Source organism: Actinomadura sp. NPDC049753 (assembly GCF_040674655.1).
Lineage (GTDB): Bacteria > Actinomycetota > Actinomycetes > Streptosporangiales > Streptosporangiaceae > Spirillospora > Spirillospora verrucosospora.
Map to the genome: position 1 here is coordinate 1 of NZ_JBFARL010000475.1, position 1,138 is coordinate 1,138.

A 1,138-nucleotide genomic window follows, 5' to 3' on the forward strand; every position below is an offset into this window, starting at 1 on the left:
CGTCGCCGCCACCGGGGCGCGGGTCGTCCCGGTGGTCCTCCAGGACGCGGGCAGCGGGGACGTCCTGTTCATCGGATACGCGAACGACCAGGCCCGGGCCCGCGCCGAGTTCGCGCGCGCCCACCCCGGCGTCCGCGTCGAGCCCAAGCGCTTCGACTGGGGCGGCGAGGCCGCCGCGCTCCGCGCCGGGCAGGTGGACGTGGCGTTCGTGTGGCTCCCCGCCGACCTGAGCGGCCTGCACTCCGAGACCGTCCACACCGAGCCCCGTGTCGTGGGCCTTCCCGCGGGGCACCCGCTCGCCTCCGCCGAGGGCGTCTCCATCATGGACGTCAAGGACGAGCCCCTCATGTGGACCGAGCGCGCCCCCCGCGAGTGGGTGGACTGGTGGGCGGTCAACCCCCGCCCGGACGGGTCCGCCCCGCGCTGGGGGCCCACCAACGACAACGTCGAGGAGATGCTCGAACAGGTCGCCGAGGGCACGGCCATCTGCTTCGCGCCGTCCAGCATGGCGCTGTACTACGCGCGTCCCGGACTGTCCTGGGTGCCGCTCACGGACGTGGAGCCGCTGCGCGTCGCGCTCGCCTGGGCGGACGGAGGCCCGCTCGTCGAGGCGTTCGCCGCGATCGTCCGCGCCCTCGCGGGCGTCACGCGAACGTCCGCGGCGTCTCCACGGCCGCGCTGAGCGCCCGGAGCGCGTGGTAGACGCGGACCTTGACCACGTCGACCGGCACCCCCAGCGAGGCGGCGGCCTCGTTGACCGACCGGTCCCGGAAGACCGTCTCGGTGAGGATCTCGCGGTGCGCGGGCGGCAGCCCCTGGAAGGCCCGGGCGACCACCGCGGGGCGCATCCGCTCCCCCGGCTGACCGGGGGCGAACGAACCGATCTCTTTGCCCATTCGCAGTGCCACACGACGAACCTCGCACCCTTCCGCCGCCCCGCCGCCCTCCTTATGGCGTCTTTAAGGAAGCGTTGAGGGTCTGGTTCAGGGGGTGGGGCGCAGGGGTTCGCCGGAGGCGAGGAGGGCGAGGGCGGCGGCGCCGTAGCGGAGCGGGACCGCCGCTGGCAACTCGACCGCGACATCATGGAGGCCGAGGGCGTCGAGGCGCTCATCGCCTACGGCGAGCACGAGTGCGCCGA

Annotated in this window: 2 protein-coding genes; one reads left to right on the top strand and one right to left on the bottom strand. The window is 74.4% G+C overall.

Annotated features, from left to right (window positions below; all coding sequences use genetic code 11):
• A partial coding sequence (locus AB0K37_RS42300; RefSeq protein WP_363991909.1) for a LysR family substrate-binding domain-containing protein occupies positions 1-682 on the top strand: 682 nt, incomplete at its 5' end.
• Here AB0K37_RS42300 and AB0K37_RS42305 read toward each other — a convergent pair.
• Positions 645-908, bottom strand: a complete 264-nt coding sequence (locus AB0K37_RS42305) for a sigma factor-like helix-turn-helix DNA-binding protein (RefSeq protein ID WP_363991912.1) — start codon at positions 906-908, stop codon at positions 645-647. The genes AB0K37_RS42300 and AB0K37_RS42305 overlap by 38 nt on opposite strands.
• Positions 909-1,138 lie beyond the last annotated feature (230 nt).